13 protein-coding genes and 1 pseudogene are annotated in these 14,007 nt (G+C 52.8%); 10 read left to right on the forward strand and 4 right to left on the reverse strand.

What is annotated here, in order from left to right:
- Nucleotides 1-65: 65 nt before the first annotated feature.
- The 5 genes from dnaB (at nucleotide 66) to LCD46_01505 (ending at nucleotide 5,245) form a co-directional block, all read left to right on the forward strand.
- Nucleotides 66-1,478: a replicative DNA helicase gene (gene dnaB / locus LCD46_01485; protein ID UOY71050.1), complete on the forward strand. Its 1,413-nt coding sequence runs from the start codon at nucleotides 66-68 to the stop codon at nucleotides 1,476-1,478.
- A 16-nt stretch (nucleotides 1,479-1,494) separates the two neighbouring features.
- Nucleotides 1,495-2,574 (forward strand): alanine racemase, encoded by a 1,080-nt coding sequence (alr, locus tag LCD46_01490; GenBank protein UOY71051.1) that lies wholly within the window; start codon nucleotides 1,495-1,497, stop codon nucleotides 2,572-2,574.
- 119 nt (nucleotides 2,575-2,693) lie between these two features.
- Nucleotides 2,694-3,887 (forward strand): aromatic amino acid transaminase, encoded by a 1,194-nt coding sequence (gene tyrB / locus LCD46_01495; protein UOY71052.1) that lies wholly within the window; start codon nucleotides 2,694-2,696, stop codon nucleotides 3,885-3,887.
- A 174-nt stretch (nucleotides 3,888-4,061) separates the two neighbouring features.
- Nucleotides 4,062-4,775 (forward strand): acid phosphatase AphA, encoded by a 714-nt coding sequence (aphA, locus tag LCD46_01500; GenBank protein ID UOY71053.1) that lies wholly within the window; start codon nucleotides 4,062-4,064, stop codon nucleotides 4,773-4,775.
- A gap of 116 nt (nucleotides 4,776-4,891) precedes the next feature.
- A complete protein-coding gene (locus LCD46_01505; protein ID UOY71054.1) occupies nucleotides 4,892-5,245 on the forward strand; it encodes an MmcQ/YjbR family DNA-binding protein in 354 nt (117 codons plus the stop codon).
- A gap of 3 nt (nucleotides 5,246-5,248) precedes the next feature.
- Here LCD46_01505 and uvrA read toward each other — a convergent pair whose 3' ends face one another.
- A complete protein-coding gene (gene uvrA / locus LCD46_01510; GenBank protein UOY71055.1) occupies nucleotides 5,249-8,071 on the reverse strand; it encodes an excinuclease ABC subunit UvrA in 2,823 nt (940 codons plus the stop codon).
- Nucleotides 8,072-8,322: 251 nt separating this feature from the next.
- Here uvrA and ssb1 point away from each other — a divergent pair, with 251 nt between their 5' ends.
- Nucleotides 8,323-8,847 carry a single-stranded DNA-binding protein SSB1 gene (gene ssb1 / locus LCD46_01515; protein UOY71056.1) on the forward strand — a complete coding sequence of 175 codons (525 nt, stop codon included), beginning with the start codon at nucleotides 8,323-8,325 and terminating at the stop codon, nucleotides 8,845-8,847.
- 60 nt (nucleotides 8,848-8,907) lie between these two features.
- Here the strand turns inward: ssb1 and LCD46_01520 are convergent, their stop codons facing one another.
- On the reverse strand, nucleotides 8,908-9,189 hold the full coding sequence (locus LCD46_01520) for a YjcB family protein (GenBank protein ID UOY71057.1): 282 nt from the start codon (nucleotides 9,187-9,189) through the stop codon (nucleotides 8,908-8,910).
- A gap of 490 nt (nucleotides 9,190-9,679) precedes the next feature.
- Here LCD46_01520 and LCD46_01525 point away from each other — a divergent pair, with 490 nt between their 5' ends.
- Nucleotides 9,680-10,051, forward strand: a complete 372-nt coding sequence (locus LCD46_01525; protein ID UOY71058.1) for a hypothetical protein — start codon at nucleotides 9,680-9,682, stop codon at nucleotides 10,049-10,051.
- Between the two features lie 10 nt (nucleotides 10,052-10,061).
- Here the strand turns inward: LCD46_01525 and LCD46_01530 are convergent.
- Nucleotides 10,062-10,759, reverse strand: a protein-coding gene (locus LCD46_01530; GenBank protein UOY71059.1) for an IS1 family transposase whose coding sequence is annotated in 2 segments (ribosomal slippage) — nucleotides 10,062-10,510 and nucleotides 10,510-10,759 — 699 coding nt in all. Because the reading frame shifts where the segments join, the coding sequence is not laid out codon by codon here.
- Nucleotides 10,760-10,814: 55 nt separating this feature from the next.
- Between LCD46_01530 and LCD46_01535 the strand changes: the two are divergent.
- Nucleotides 10,815-12,008: pseudogene (locus tag LCD46_01535) on the forward strand (EAL domain-containing protein).
- 6 nt (nucleotides 12,009-12,014) lie between these two features.
- On the opposite strand, the gene soxS reads toward LCD46_01535, so the two are convergent.
- Complete coding sequence (soxS, locus tag LCD46_01540; GenBank protein UOY71060.1) at nucleotides 12,015-12,341, reverse strand: superoxide response transcriptional regulator SoxS; 327 nt, start codon at nucleotides 12,339-12,341, stop codon at nucleotides 12,015-12,017.
- Between the two features lie 97 nt (nucleotides 12,342-12,438).
- Between soxS and soxR the strand changes: the two genes are divergently transcribed.
- The gene (soxR, locus tag LCD46_01545) at nucleotides 12,439-12,897 is read left to right on the forward strand and encodes a redox-sensitive transcriptional activator SoxR (protein ID UOY71061.1); all 459 of its coding nucleotides are present in this window, start codon (nucleotides 12,439-12,441) and stop codon (nucleotides 12,895-12,897) included.
- A 266-nt stretch (nucleotides 12,898-13,163) separates the two neighbouring features.
- Nucleotides 13,164-13,835, forward strand: a complete 672-nt coding sequence (locus LCD46_01550) for a glutathione S-transferase (GenBank protein ID UOY71062.1) — start codon at nucleotides 13,164-13,166, stop codon at nucleotides 13,833-13,835.
- Nucleotides 13,836-14,007: the final 172 nt, after the last annotated feature.

A 14,007-nucleotide genomic window follows, 5' to 3' on the forward strand; every position in this document is an offset into this window, starting at 1 on the left:
CTCCCTCCGTAAGAAAAATATGGTAATCTTTCGACCCACTCTTTATCTCGGTAACTCCATTCACTATGGCAGGAAACAAACCCTTCAACAAACAGACTGAACCTCGCGAACGTGATTACCAGGTCGCAGGCTTAAAAGTCCCGCCGCACTCGATTGAAGCGGAACAGTCGGTGTTGGGCGGTTTAATGCTGGATAACGAACGCTGGGACGACGTCGCTGAGCGCGTGGTGTCTGAGGATTTCTACACCCGACCGCATCGTCATATCTTTACCGAAATGGCGCGTCTGCAGGAGTCGGGTAGCCCGATTGACCTGATCACACTTGCGGAATCGCTGGAGCGACAGGGGCAACTGGACAGCGTCGGTGGGTTTGCCTACCTGGCAGAATTATCGAAAAACACGCCAAGTGCGGCGAATATCAGTGCTTACGCGGATATCGTGCGTGAACGTGCTGTAGTTCGTGAGATGATCTCGGTGGCGAATGAGATCGCCGAGGCCGGTTTTGATCCGCAGGGTCGCACCAGTGAAGATCTGCTCGATCTCGCTGAGTCCCGCGTCTTTAAAATCGCCGAAAGCCGCGCGAACAAAGACGAAGGGCCGAAAAACATCGCCGATGTGCTTGATGCTACCGTTGCGCGTATCGAACAGCTGTTCCAGCAGCCACATGATGGTGTGACCGGTGTGAATACCGGCTATGACGATCTCAACAAGAAAACCGCCGGTCTGCAGCCGTCGGATTTGATCATCGTCGCGGCGCGTCCATCAATGGGTAAAACAACATTTGCGATGAACCTCGTCGAAAACGCGGCGATGTTGCAGGATAAACCTGTTTTAATCTTCAGTCTTGAGATGCCATCAGAACAGATCATGATGCGTTCCCTAGCGTCGCTGTCTCGCGTGGATCAGACCCGTATCCGTACCGGCCAGCTCGACGATGAAGACTGGGCGCGGATCTCCGGCACAATGGGGATTCTGCTGGATAAACGCAATATCTATATCGATGACTCCTCCGGCCTGACACCGACGGAAGTGCGCTCCCGCGCGCGCCGTATCGCCCGTGAACACGGCGGTATTGGCCTTATCATGATTGACTATCTCCAGCTGATGCGTGTGCCGTCGCTCTCCGACAACCGTACGCTGGAAATTGCAGAGATTTCCCGCTCGCTCAAGGCATTAGCCAAAGAGCTACACGTGCCGGTGGTGGCGCTCTCCCAGCTTAACCGCTCCCTGGAACAACGCGCCGACAAACGCCCGGTCAACTCCGACCTGCGTGAGTCTGGCTCCATCGAGCAGGATGCTGACTTAATCATGTTTATTTACCGTGATGAGGTTTATCACGAGAACAGCGACCTGAAAGGGATCGCCGAAATTATTATTGGTAAGCAACGTAACGGCCCAATCGGTACGGTACGTTTGACCTTTAACGGACAGTGGTCGCGTTTCGACAACTATGCCGGTCCTCAATATGATGATGAGTAATTTCTAAGGAATTCAAATGCAAGCGGCAACAGTAGTCATTAACCGCCGCGCTCTGCGACACAACCTGCAACGTCTGCGTGAACTGGCTCCCGCCAGTAAGCTCGTTGCAGTCGTGAAAGCGAACGCTTACGGACACGGTCTTCTTGAGACCGCGCGAACGCTCCCCGATGCCGACGCCTTTGGCGTCGCCCGTCTTGAAGAAGCCATCCGACTGCGTGCGGGTGGGATCACACAACCCATTTTGCTGCTGGAAGGCTTTTTCGAAGCCACTGATTTGCCCACTATTGCCGATCAGCACCTGCACACCGCCGTTCACAACGAAGAACAGCTGGCTGCGCTGGAGACCGCCGAACTGAGCGAGCCGGTAACCGTGTGGATGAAGCTCGATACGGGCATGCACCGACTGGGCGTCCGTCCGGAAAACGCACAAGCGTTTTATCAGCGTTTATGCCAGTGCAAAAATGTGCGCCAGCCAGTGAACATCGTCAGTCACTTTGCTCGTGCCGACGAGCCTGAATGTGGTGCGACCGAACAACAGCTCGATATCTTTAATACCTTCTGCGAAGGTAAGCCGGGAATGCGCTCTATTGCCGCGTCTGGCGGTATTTTGCTGTGGCCACAATCCCACTTCGACTGGGCGCGTCCGGGCATTATTCTTTACGGCGTATCGCCGCTGGAGAACAAACCCTGGGGACCGGATTTTGGCTTCCAGCCGGTGATGTCATTGGTGTCTAACCTGATTGCCGTGCGTGAGCACAAAGCGGGTGAACCCGTAGGCTACGGTGGAACCTGGATCAGCGAGCGTGATACCCGGTTGGGCGTTGTGGCGATGGGTTATGGTGACGGCTATCCACGTGCCGCACCGTCGGGTACGCCAGTGTTGGTCAATGGCCGTGAAGTGAAGATTGTTGGTCGCGTGGCGATGGACATGATTTGCGTCGATCTGGGGCCGGAAGCACAGGAGAAAGCGGGTGACGCTGTGGTGATGTGGGGTGAAGGCTTGCCCGTTGAACGCATTGCTGAAATCACGAAAGTGAGTGCTTACGAACTTATTACACGCCTGACATCACGGGTGGCGATGAAGTACATAGATTAACTTATAGCTGGAGTGAGAGTGTTACTCTCACTCCACGTTTATTAACATCCCCTCGATCTTCTGCCATATCCGGTTTATTGTTGAAATTCCTGCCTCATCGAATTCCGGAGAATCATCGCGTGTTTCAGAAAGTTGACGCCTATGCCGGCGACCCCATTCTCTCCTTAATGGAGCGTTTCAAAGAAGATCCTCGCAGCGACAAAGTGAACCTCAGCATCGGTCTGTATTACAACGAGGATGGCATTATTCCTCAATTAAAAGCCGTTGCCGAAGCTGAAGCACGCCTTAACGCTGTACCACATGGCGCATCGCTTTATCTGCCGATGGAAGGGTTAAATACTTACCGTAACACTATCGCGCCGCTGCTGTTTGGTGCCGATCATCCGGTGCTCGCGCAAAAACGTGTCGCCACCATCCAGACGCTTGGCGGATCGGGTGCGCTAAAAGTCGGCGCAGACTTCCTGAAAAAATACTTCCCGGATTCCGGGGTGTGGGTCAGCGATCCTACGTGGGAAAACCATGTTGCGATTTTTGAAGGCGCAGGCTTTAAGGTCGCGACCTATCCGTGGTTCGACAACGAAACCAACGGTGTGCGTGTAGAGGCATTACTGGAAAAACTGCACACCTTGCCGGAGCGCAGTATTGTGCTGCTGCATCCATGTTGCCATAACCCGACCGGCGCGGACCTCACTAATGACCAGTGGGATGCAATAATTGAGGTACTGAAAGCGCGTAATCTGATCCCGTTCCTCGACATTGCCTATCAGGGCTTTGGCGCAGGCATGGAAGAAGATGCTTACGCCATTCGCGCCGTTACCAGCGCAGGTCTGCCGGCGCTGGTGAGTAACTCTTTCTCTAAAATCTTCTCTCTGTACGGCGAACGCGTCGGCGGTCTGTCCGTGGTGTGTGAAGATGCCGAAGCCGCCAGCCGCGTGCTGGGTCAACTGAAGGCGACGGTGCGCCGCATTTACTCCAGCCCGCCAAACTTTGGTGCGCAGGTCGTCGCCACGGTTCTTGGTGATGCGCAACTGAAAGCATCCTGGCTTGCTGAAGTGGAATCAATGCGTACGCGCATTCTGGCGATGCGTCAGGAGCTGGTTAACGTCCTGAAAGAGGCCGTGCCGGGCCATAACTTCGACTATCTGCTCAAGCAGCGCGGGATGTTCAGCTATACCGGCCTGAGTGCCGCTCAGGTCGATCGTCTGCGCGAAGAGTTCGGCGTCTATCTGATTGCCAGCGGCCGTATGTGCGTGGCGGGGCTGAATGCCAGCAATGTTCAGCGCGTGGCGAAGGCCTTTGCCGCTGTAATGTAAGTAAGTGATCACATTCTCTCTTCTTTCAGAAGAGAGAATGTGATCTTTCTTCTTTTTCGCTGATCCATAAGCAAAAACTCCTTTCCTTCGCTTCCCGCTGGGGTTATGGTCGGATAGTTTTTTGACCATTCGCTCAAAATAAAACGATAACAAACTGAATATTCAGGGGAAAACATGCGCAAGATCACACTGGCGCTCAGCGCCGCCTGCTTATTGTTCTCGCTTAATAGCGCAGTCGTTGCGCGAGCCTCCGCACCGACACCGCTTTACACCGGAACCACCGCCGCCATCCTTGCCGAGCAGGCGCCTGTTCACTGGGTCTCTGTGGCACAAATCGAAAATAGTCTGATGGGGCGTCCGCCAATGGCCGTGGGCTTCGATATTGACGATACCGTCCTGTTCTCAAGCCCGGGTTTCTGGCGCGGTAAGAAAACATATTCACCGGACAGCGAAGACTATCTGAAAAACCCGGAGTTCTGGGAAAAAATGAACAACGGCTGGGATGAGTTCAGTATCCCGAAAGAGGTCGCCCGATCGCTTATTGCCATGCATGTTAAGCGCGGCGACAGCATTTACTTTGTTACCGGACGCAGCCAGACCAAAACGGAAACAGTATCTAAAACCTTGCAGGACGATTTTCTGATCCCTGCCGCCAACATGAATCCGGTCATTTTTGCGGGAGATAAACCCGGTCAGAACAGCAAAACGCAGTGGCTGGAGCAGAAAAATATCAAAGTGTTTTATGGCGATTCTGATAACGATATCACCGCTGCGCATGATGTAGGGGCAAGAGGGATCAGGGTGTTACGCGCCTCTAATTCGACCTATCGACCACTGCCGATGGCCGGGAAATTTGGTGAAGAGGTGATTGTTAATTCTGAATACTGAGGTATGCTGGTTTTTTGTACAAATCACGCCTGCCGGGTTTACCTTTTGTCGTCTTGCTGCACACTTAAAGAGGCAGGAACTCAGGCCGTGTCCAACCCATTTAGAGGGGAGCTAAGATGACAATTTCGGAGATACTCCAGTACTGCATGAGTAAGCCCGGCGCGGAACAAAGCGTCCACAGCGACTGGAAAGCCACGCAGATCAAAGTGGCTGACGTGCTGTTTGCGATGGTGAAAGAGGTTGAAGGCCGTCCGGCGGCTGCACTGAAAACCAGCCCGGAACTGGCTGATTTATTACGTCAGCAGCACCATGACGTCCGACCGAGCCAGCATCTCAACAAGGCTCACTGGAGCACTGTCTACCTCGACGGTTCTCTGCCGGGCTCGCAAATTTACTATCTGGTGGATGCATCGTACAAGCAGGCGGTTGAACTGCTGCCGGAAACGACCCGACAGCAGCTTTCCGTGTGACAATTACAGCAACGGTTTAAGGAAGCGTGCGGTGTGCGAGGCTTCGCACTCTGCAACGGTCTCTGGCGTCCCGGAGACGAGGATTTCACCGCCGCCGCTACCGCCTTCCGGGCCAAGATCGACAATCCAGTCCGCGGTTTTAATCACGTCCAGGTTGTGTTCAATGACCACAATGGTGTTGCCCTGATCTCTGAGCTGATGCAGAACGTCCAGCAACTGCTGGATATCGGCAAAGTGCAGGCCGGTGGTTGGCTCATCCAGAATGTAGAGCGTCTGACCGGTGCCGCGTTTCGACAGCTCACGCGCCAGCTTCACGCGCTGCGCTTCACCACCCGAGAGCGTCGTTGCTGACTGTCCGAGACGGATATAGGTCAGCCCCACATCCATTAACGTTTGCAGCTTACGCGCCAGCGCCGGGACGGCATCGAAGAACTCACGTGCTTCTTCAATGGTCATATCCAGCACTTCATGGATAGTCTTGCCTTTGTACTTAATTTCCAGCGTTTCGCGGTTATAGCGTTTGCCTTTGCACTGGTCGCACGGCACGTAGATATCCGGCAGGAAGTGCATCTCAACTTTGATCACTCCGTCGCCCTGGCACGCTTCACAGCGCCCACCACGCACGTTGAAGCTGAAACGTCCTGGTGTATAGCCGCGTGAACGAGATTCCGGTACGCCAGCAAAGAGTTCACGTACAGGCGTAAAGACGCCAGTATAGGTCGCCGGGTTAGAACGTGGGGTACGGCCAATCGGGCTCTGGTCGATGTCGATAACCTTGTCGAAATGCTCCAGACCTTGAATATCGCGGTACGGTGCTGGCTCGGCAAGCGTTGCGCCGTTCAGTGCCGTCTGTGCAATCGGGAATAGCGTATCGTTGATAAGCGTTGATTTACCTGAACCGGACACGCCAGTAATACAGGTAAACAGCCCGACAGGCAGCGTCAGGGTGACGTCTTTCAGGTTGTTGCCGCGTGCACCTGTCAGCTTCAGGACTTTTTCCGGGTTTGCTGCCACGCGCTGTTTCGGCACGTCGATCTTGCGCTTGCCGCTCATGTACTGGCCGGTCAACGATTCAGGTACCGCCATGATATCTTTCAGCGTCCCTTCCGCGACCACCTGGCCGCCATGCACGCCTGCGCCCGGGCCAATGTCGATAACGTGGTCAGCGGCGCGGATCGCGTCTTCGTCGTGCTCAACCACAATTACCGTGTTACCGAGGTTACGCAGGTGGATCAGCGTGCCGAGCAGACGTTCGTTATCACGCTGGTGCAGGCCGATAGACGGCTCATCCAGGACGTACATCACGCCGACTAAACCTGCGCCGATCTGGCTGGCAAGACGGATACGCTGGGCTTCACCGCCGGAGAGCGTTTCAGCGGAGCGTGAAAGCGTCAGGTAGTTCAGGCCGACGTTCACCAGGAATTTCAAACGATCGCCGATCTCTTTCAGCACTTTCTCGGCGATTTTCGCGCGCTGTCCGGAGAGCTTCAGGTTGTTGAAGAAGTCCATCGCGTGGCCGATGCTCATGTCTGAGATGGTCGGCAGCGCCGTATTTTCGACAAAGACGTGGCGCGCTTCGCGACGCAGACGCGTGCCGTCACAGGTGGCGCACGAGCGGTTGCTGATGAATTTCGCCAGTTCTTCGCGTACCGCGCTGGATTCGGTCTCTTTGTAACGGCGCTCCATGTTGTGCAGCACACCTTCAAACGGGTGGCGACGCACAGAGGTATCACCGCGATCGTTCATGTACTTGAACTCGATGTTCTCTTTGCCGGAACCGAACAGGATCACTTTGTGCACACTCGGGCTCAGGCTGGCCCACGGGGCTTCAACATCGAACTTATAGTGCTCTGCCAGCGATTTCAGCATCTGGAAGTAGTAGAAGTTACGCTTGTCCCAGCCGCGAATGGCCCCGCCTGCCAGGGACAGTTCTGGGTTCTGGATCACACGATCCGGGTCGAAATACTGCTGAACGCCCAGGCCGTCACACGTCGGACACGCGCCCGCCGGGTTGTTGAACGAAAACAGGCGCGGTTCCAGCTCGCGCATGCTGTAGCCGCAAATCGGGCAGGCAAAGTTAGCGGAGAAGAGCAGCTCTTCTGCTTTCGGATCGTCCATGTCGGAGACCACGGCCGTGCCGCCGGAGAGTTCCAGCGCCGTTTCAAAGGATTCCGCCAGACGCGTCGCGAGATCGTCACGTACTTTGAAGCGGTCAATCACCACTTCGATGGTGTGCTTTTTCTGCAGCTCCAGCTTGGGGGGATCTGACAGATCACACACTTCACCGTCGATACGGGCGCGGATATAACCCTGGCTTGCGAGGTTTTCCAGCGTTTTGGTGTGTTCGCCTTTACGCTCTTTAATGATGGGGGCCAGCAGCATCAGGCGTTTGCCTTCCGGCTGCGACAGCACGTTATCCACCATCTGGCTCACGGTCTGGGCCGCCAGCGGGACGTCGTGGTCCGGGCAGCGCGGCTCACCCACACGGGCATACAGCAGACGCAGGTAGTCGTGAATTTCGGTAATGGTACCGACCGTTGAACGCGGGTTGTGCGAGGTGGACTTCTGCTCAATAGAGATAGCAGGGGACAACCCTTCAATGTGGTCGACATCCGGTTTTTCCATCAGCGACAGGAACTGACGCGCGTACGCAGAGAGTGATTCAACGTAACGACGCTGTCCTTCGGCATATAAAGTGTCGAAAGCCAGTGAGGATTTGCCAGACCCCGAAAGCCCGGTCACGACGATGAGTTTGTCGCGAGGGATTATGAGGTTGATATTCTTGAGATTGTGGGTGCGGGCGCCCCGAACTTCGATCTTATCCATTCACCTTTCCCGGTTGGAACACGGATTGCCTGGTTTGTTTGAAGGACAAACGGCTGTCAGAAACGGCTAATTATGACACAATTTAACCTGTTTGAATATACAGTATTGGAATGCATTTTCCGATTGGCTATGTAACAATGTAGCGTTCGCACGAGAACTCTGGAATCCATCTCGCAGCTATCAAAATGCAGCGTGGAAATGGTACACTCGCGCGTTTACACTATTAAGAAACGTATTCAGGAGACACGAACATGGCCAGCAGAGGCGTAAACAAGGTGATTCTCGTCGGTAATCTGGGCCAGGACCCGGAAGTACGCTACATGCCGAGTGGTGGCGCAGTTGCCAACATTACGCTGGCTACTTCCGAATCCTGGCGTGATAAAGCGACCGGTGAGATGAAAGAGCAGACTGAATGGCACCGCGTTGTGCTGTTTGGCAAACTGGCAGAAGTGGCCGGTGAATATCTGCGTAAAGGTTCTCAGGTGTATATCGAAGGCCAGCTGCGTACCCGCAAATGGACCGATCAGTCCGGAGCTGAGAAATACACTACTGAAGTTGTGGTAAACGTTGGCGGCACCATGCAGATGCTGGGTGGCCGTCAGGGCGGTGGCGCACCAGCAGGTGGCGGCCAGCAGCAGGGCGGTTGGGGTCAGCCTCAGCAGCCGCAGGGTGGCAACCAGTTTAGCGGTGGCGCACAGTCTCGCCCGCAGCAGCAGTCTGCTCCTGCACCGTCTAACGAGCCACCAATGGATTTCGACGACGATATTCCGTTCTGATCCCCTGATATCCAAACAAAAAACCCAGACAATAGTCTGGGTTTTTTATTCCGTAAGGGATCAGGTAATCACCATCGGCCAGTCTGGTGGCGTGTGGCTCATCGCTTCAACCATCACCACTTTAATATTTTCCCAGACGGCAGCGATATCCAGCAGGGTGATGCCAAGCAGGCCCGTTGCAAACCAGCAGGCTGCACCCAGCCCAAGCAGGGTGCTGATGATAGCAAGGCCAGCGTAATCAGACTTACGAAACTGAATGTTCAGCGTACTGGCTAAAAACATCAATACCGCACTCAACAACGGCCAGCGTAAGAGAACCATGCTGGTAGTAATGGTTGCCATAAAACCCATCCTCTACAAAACAGACTCACTGAATGAAACAGTGTTTTTAATTACATAAGATATGTGAACCATATCACATTTGATGATTTATTCGCCAGTGTCAGGATGATGAAAATTGAAGGATTCATAGCTGTATGAAATGGATAGGTATCAGATAGAAAATATATCTTTGCTGGCTAATAAACCCTTTTCCCCTACTCTTCATAATGAATTCATCGAGATAGCAAAACCTCTGCAAGACGGCGCCTGTTGTACAACGTTTACAGCAATAAACCTATAGATTATGCTTGAGTGGACATATTAATTTACTCGCAGCTAACCTTTCAGGTTTTTGAATTTTATTATTATTTTTATTTCTTTGTCCGTTTTTAATTACACACAACAGTCGTTTCATTTCGTTGTGCTGATTTTCAGCCTCCAGCTCTGGCTGACCGGTTTTTGAACCTGAAGACAGTTGCGTCCGGTTTATCGCGTGATAATCGGCAAAAAGATGAAAAAAAAACGATGTGAGATTGTTAATGACAGCATGCAGGCTTTGCATGCGCTGGCTAAGTTGATGCCCCAGCTTCACACTCAGTGTTCACTGGCAGAAATGCTGGAGACGATCAATCGCTCGCTGGGGGCGAGCCTGGCCTGGGTAAGCGTTAATGATAATGACGGGCTGCACCGTGTCGTCTGCGCAGGTGAGGTGGCCTGCCACTCTTTTGAAGCCGCCGATTTTCTGGCAGGTACCCTGCTCCAGCGGCATCACCGATCATGGCGGGTGATCTACTGGAAAGAGAATATTGGCCGCGCCTTATTTCCTCCGCAGCACCCTGGCTATACGCAATTGCAAAGTGGGGTGTTATGCAAACTTTGGTAATGACTCCAACTTACTGATAGTGTTTTATGTTCAGATAATGCCCGATGACTTTGTCATGCAGCTCCACCGATTTTGAGAACGACAGTGACTTCCTGCCCAGCCTTGCCAGATGCTGCCTCAGATTCAGGTTATGCCGCTCAATGCGCTGCGTATATCGCTTGCTGATAACGTGCAGTTCTCCCTTCAGGCGTGATTCATACAGCGGCCAGCCATCCGTCATCCATACCACGACCTCAAAGGCCGACAGCAGGCCCAGAAGACGCTCCAGCGTGGCCAACGTGCGTTCACCGAATACGTGCGCCACAACCGTCCTCCGTATCCTGTCATACGCGTAAAACAACCAGCGCTGGCGTGATTTAGCGCCGACGTAACCCCACTGTTCGTCCATTTCCGCGCAAACAATGACGTCACTGCCCGGTTGTATGCGTGAGTTTACCGACTGCGGCCTGAGTTTTTTAAGTGTCGTAAAATCGTGTTGAGGCCAACGCCCATAATGCGTGCACTGGCGCGACATCCGACGCCATTCATGGCCATATCAATGATTTTCTGATGCGTACCGGGTTGAGAAGCGGTGTAAGTGAACTGTAGCTGCCATGTTTTACGGCAGTGAGAGCAGAGATAGCGCTGATGTCCGGCAGTACTTTTACCGTTACGCACCACGCCTTCAGTAGCTGAACAGGAGGGACAGCTGATAGAAACAGAAGCCACTGGAGCACCTCAAAAACACCATCATACACTAAATCAGTAAGTTGGCACCATTACCCGTAAACCGGATGTCGCTATCTATTATTATCGCGATACCCCATTTTATACTGGCTATAAAATGACATATATGCAGCGTGGGAATTATGTGGTGGTGGTCAATCCGCTTTCGTACAGCGAAGTGATGTCAAACGATCATTCCCTTTCATGGGGAGTGTACGACACGATAACCAATGCATTCTTTTCCGTTAGCCAAAAAGCCAATGTTTCTTTATTAAATTCGATGATTCGGGATAAGGAATCGGTATTTCAAAAAGATAACCGTTTTTATACCGTCGTAAAATCGCCAAAAAGACCGATTGCGGCTATTGTGTCAACATCGAATAAACGCTTTTATGAAACGCTTTATCATCAGGCGACATTGACGCTGCCACTGGGGATGATCTGCAGCATTATTATTTTGCTGGTTTGGTCGCGTACCCATCGTGAACTCAATTCCCCTGGGCGCTTGCTGCAACGGGCGCTGAACAAACGCCAGCTTTGCCTGCACTATCAGCCGATCATTGATATCAAGAACAATCAGTGTGTGGGGGCTGAGGCGTTGTTACGCTGGCCTGGTTTTAACGGACAGGTAATGAGCCCGGCAGAGTTTATTCCGCTGGCTGAAAAAGAGGGAATGAGCGAGCGGATAACGGATTATGTTGTTGAGGAGGTGTTCAGCGATCTGGGCCATTTCCTGGCCGCACATCCGCACCTCTATATCTCGATTAACCTGTCGGCCACGGATTTCCACTCCTCGCGGCTGATCGCCATGATTTCTGACAAGGCCCGCCACTATGACGTGCGTGCGCAGCAAATCAAGATTGAGGTGACGGAACGCGGGTTTATTGATGTGCCAAAAACCACACCGGTGATTCAGGCTTTCCGTCAGGCAGGTTATGAAGTCGCAATTGATGATTTCGGGACGGGTTACTCTAACCTGCATAACCTCTATTCGCTGAACGTTGATATCCTCAAAATCGACAAATCCTTTATCGACACCTTGACGACCAACAGCACCAGTCACTTGATCGCCGAGCATATTATTGAGATGGCACAAAGCCTGCGCCTGAAAACCATTGCGGAAGGGGTAGAGACGGCAGAGCAGGTCGGTTGGTTGTTGAAGCGCGGTGTTCAGTTCTGTCAGGGATGGCACTTCGCGAAAGCGATGCCGCCCCAGGAGTTTATGACCTGGCAGCAGCAACCTTTGCATTGATAGTGATTAATTCAACTGGTGGCGATAATCGCTCGGCGTGCGGTCAAATTCGCGACGGAACACGCGGGAAAAGGTTTGTTGCGACACATAACCAAGATCCATCGCGATATCAAAAATGGGCCGCTGCGTTGAGCGTAGCGCCTGGGCTGCCAGCAGCAGTCTGCGCTGACGAATGTACTCACCCAACGTCTGATGCATAACCGTCCGGAACATCCTCTGTAAATACCATTTCGAATAGCCCGACTTTTTAGCGACCACATCAATGTTCAACGGTTGGTCGATATGTTCATCAATCCATTCAATAAGTGTCTGAATAATCTGCTGATGTGACATACGGTGCCCCTCTGTAGATACAACTTTCCTGGTTGATTCGTCGTTTTCTCTGCGGGGGAGTATAATTCCTCAAGTTAGCTTGAGGTAAAGAGGTTTTATGGAAAAGAGATTGCCGCGAATTAAAGCGCTGTTAACTCCAGGTGAAGTGGCAAAGCGAAGCGGCGTTGCAGTATCCGCGCTCCACTTCTATGAAAGCAAAGGGTTAATCAAGAGTATCCGTAACGGTGGAAACCAGCGCCGCTATACCCGCGATGTGCTTCGCTATGTGGCGATTATCAAAATTGCGCAGAGAATCGGAATTCCCCTGGCCACTATTGGCGAGGCATTTGGCGTGCTGCCGGAAGGTCACACGCTGAGCCCGAAAGAGTGGAAGGAGCTTTCGTCCCAGTGGCGTGAAGAGCTGGACAGGCGTATCCATACCCTGGTCGCACTGCGTGACGAGCTGGATGGCTGCATTGGTTGCGGCTGTTTGTCCCGTAGTGATTGTCCGTTGCGTAACCCGGGCGACAGGCTGGGCGAACAGGGAACGGGAGCCCGATTGCTGGAAGAGGATTAATAAAGAACTAAAGCGCCACATAAGGGCGCTTTAGTTTTTCCCGGTCTTTGTCTTTCTCTCTATCCCGCTGGTTCACGGGAGGGTTTCCCCCGACATCAGCACCCCTCATGTCGAGCTGGTTGGGGAGGTTCCGGATTGTGCTGACACTTTAATTCTATGCAAGCCCCGTCATTTCGCCAGCCACGCCGGTTGTTTTTTAGCCGAATTTTTTTCGCGGTGTTGTTCGATTTTCTATAGTTAAAAAGTATGAATAACAGGAGACAACCATGCTTACGGTACATCACCTTAACCAGTCGCGCTCACATCGTGTGATCTGGGCGCTGGAAGAACTCGCCCTGCCTTATGAGATCATTCACTACCAGCGCGAAAAGAACATGCTGGCTCCTGAGTCCCTCAAAAAAGTGCACCCGTTGGGCAAATCGCCGGTCGTCGAAGATAATGGCCTGATTCTGGCGGAGTCAGGCGCCATTCTGGAGTATTTGCAGGAAACGTACGATCCCGACTCACGGTTGAAACCCTTGGATCCCGCTCATAAGGTGCAATACCGCTTCTGGCTGCATTATGCCGAAGGGTCGCTGATGCCGCTGTTGTTAATGAAGCTGGTGTTTAACAGCCTCGGTAAACCTCCCGTCCCGTTTGGTATCAGAACGCTGGGTAAAGCGCTGGGACAGGGAGTGCAGAAAGCCTATCTTAACCGCCAGCTGGAAACCCATGCGCGCTTTATTGAGTCGCATCTTGCTAAAAACAGCTGGTTTGCCGGGGATTCGCTCAGCATGGCCGACATCCAGATGAGTTTCCCGATTTTTGCCCTGCTGGCGCGCGGTGGCATCAATAATCTGCCGCATATTCAGGCATGGAAGAAAAAGGTTGAGAACAGCCCCGGGTGGAAAAGAACGCTGGAACAAGGTGGGCCATTATCTATCCCGGGGGACGATTGAAATGTAAACAAATTGCGCATAAACGATAACGTTTGCGCATCCTCTGTTTATTTCTTCAGCGTCATAAGTGAATTTTAGCGAAAAACGACAAAGTTCAGTTGAAAAGGGCGGTGATTAGGCTAGATAATCGTTTGCCTTAATTTGACCACCCGTTTGTAAGCGCGGAGCTAAA

The sequence above is a fragment of the Enterobacter ludwigii genome (assembly GCA_023023105.1).
Taxonomy (GTDB): Bacteria; Pseudomonadota; Gammaproteobacteria; order Enterobacterales; family Enterobacteriaceae; genus Enterobacter; species Enterobacter adelaidei.